This window comes from Leptospiraceae bacterium, assembly GCA_015075105.1.
Lineage (GTDB): Bacteria > Spirochaetota > Leptospiria > Leptospirales > Leptospiraceae > JABWCC01.
The window spans coordinates 1-2,199 of record JABTUZ010000004.1; the positions used below are offsets into that span (position 1 = coordinate 1).

At 33.4% G+C, this 2,199-nt stretch carries 3 protein-coding genes; all 3 read right to left on the reverse strand.

Annotated features, from left to right (window positions below; translation table 11 throughout):
• The coding region (locus HS129_16695; protein ID MBE7413675.1) for a hypothetical protein at positions 1-300 on the reverse strand (300 nt) is incomplete at its 3' end.
• 52 nt (positions 301-352) lie between these two features.
• The gene (locus HS129_16700; protein ID MBE7413676.1) at positions 353-946 is read right to left on the reverse strand and encodes a hypothetical protein; all 594 of its coding nucleotides are present in this window, start codon (positions 944-946) and stop codon (positions 353-355) included.
• Positions 947-987: 41 nt separating this feature from the next.
• Positions 988-2,147 (reverse strand): IS3 family transposase gene (locus HS129_16705; GenBank protein ID MBE7413677.1). Its coding sequence is split into 2 segments (ribosomal slippage): positions 988-1,871 and positions 1,871-2,147, totalling 1,161 coding nucleotides; the frame shifts between segments, so codons are not numbered across the junction.
• Positions 2,148-2,199: the final 52 nt, after the last annotated feature.

Consider the following 2,199-nt stretch of genomic DNA (forward strand, 5'->3'; position numbering starts at 1 on the left):
GCCTTTAATTACAGTTGAGTGAAATAGCTTGTGAAGCCCATTTGGTAATATTGTATTGTTAGCTTTTGGAAACGGATTGAAGATTGAATTTCCTTCCCATTCTCCCCAAAAGTACAATTCTGCTTGTTTTGGATTCAAATCATTCAGACCGTTTATATAATGTCCGTTATTTTGAATGAACTTCCTAAAATGGACATTGTCATTACTCCATTCACGAATAATATTATTGGCGATTTGTCTATAACCGTTTCCTAATCTAAAAGGCTTTTGATGTCCTGGGTGATTAAGTTGAATTTTCATTATGTATGCCTTTTTATTTTTTTGATAGTCTATCGTTTTGCGGTATGTTCTTCTATTCTGTCAGCCATTTGAACCATATTTTTTGATCAATAATTGGAATGTTATTTTGTTCACAAACCTTCATTGTGTGTCCCGTTCCACCCTCTTTTGGTTTATCTAAGTCGTCATAGAATATGCCAAAAGTTGCTGGCTTTATTCTGTCAGTTCCAATTGCTTTTATCGTGTCTCGTATTATATAAGCTGCTTTTATTGTATAACGATTTTTGTTACCTGAGACAAATTGGTCAATTAGCTTTTCAGTTTTCTTATTGCTTTTAGACTGATACACCACTTCGGGTTCAGCAGCAATGCTTATTTCGTCCAAAGAAATAGTTTCATATGCTTGATTTGTTTTTTCTCTGTGTCCAGAATATGGTGTAATTACTTGTAATCTTTTATAGTCGACTGCGGTAACACCATCAGAAAACAGTTGGTCTGAGCCTTCAGCATTTCCGCTTCTAAAAATCATACTTTTTGTCTTAGAAGCTAACAAGTTTCCAAGTGCTATCAACCTTTCTTTATCTGTTTCTAAAACATTTCTTTTCCCTTCAAGAAGAACAATAGAATTAGGTTTATCAAACTGTTTTATAAATTCTTGTAATGTCATTGCCTTACCTTTGAGGTGTACCCGTTTTAGTGGAGAGATTTTTAAGCCACAAATTTTTCTTCAAACTTTGAAGGGCTTTGATAGCCAATGAAAGAATGAAGTCTTTTCCTATTGTAAAATACTTCAATATATTTGAAAACATCTTTTCTCAATTCTTCATAATTTTCAAATTTATTTCTATAAATCAATTCTGTTTTGATTGTCTTGAAAAAAGATTCTGCAACTGCATTATCCCAACAATCTCCTTTGCGGCTCATACTGGATTCAAAACCATTCCAGAATAAAATTTTCCGGAACAGATTGCTTTGATATTGAGAACCTCTGTCCGAATGAAATATTAATCCCGAAGCAGGCTTCCTTTTTCTGATGGCACTTCTGAGAGCATCAATCACAAGTTCTTTTTTCATATGGTTTTTCAACGACCAGCCAACTACTTTTCTGGAATATAAATCGACGATTACACACAAATAATAAAATCCATTTTTTATTTTGATATATGTAATATCAGAAACCCAAACTTTATTTGGTGCATATGCAAAAAAATTTCGATCCAGGAGATTTGGAGAGACTGGGAGATTTTGATTCGTTACAGTTGTTGTGACTTGAAATCTTGCAGGTTGAATACCCTGTATTTTCAGCTCTTTCATGAGTCTTTTTACTCTTCTTTTCCCTATAAAATTTTCCTGTTGATGTAGCTCTTTTACAATTCTCCTCGCTCCATAAACTTTTTCGTTCTCTTCGTAAATATTCAATATCTTTCGTTTCAGAATTCCATCTTGAAATTTTCTTTCAGAAGAATTGGCTCTCCGCTTCTTGTAATAGTTACTGGGTGATATTCCTAAAACCCTGCACATTCTCTCTACCGTATATTCCTTACGGTTTTCATTTATCACAGATACTATTATTTCTGTAGTTTTGAGAGAACGGCCATAGCCTTTTTTAAGATATCACGTTCCATCTTTGCTTCGGACAATTCATACTGAAGCTGTTGGATTTCAATATCTTTGGGATCGATTTTCTTTTCCATTATATCACCTTTCTTGAATTGTAAATTCTTTCTCCAATGATACAAAAGATCTTTTCGTATTCCTAAATTGGAAGCAATTTCTTTTGCTGATTTGCCGGATGAAATAAAATGATTTACTGCATCCTTTTTGAATTCCTCTGTATATGTTTCCCTTGTTTTTGGTCCCTTGGTCATTTTTATCCTCTTTTAAAGGCTAAAATTTCTACACTTTTTCGGGTACAGTTCA

What these genes read in the sequence shown, in the direction of transcription:
- HS129_16700 (MBE7413676.1), bottom strand. Translation starts at nt 946, where the DNA reads ATGACATTACAAGAATTTATAAAACAGTTTGATAAACCTAATTCTATT.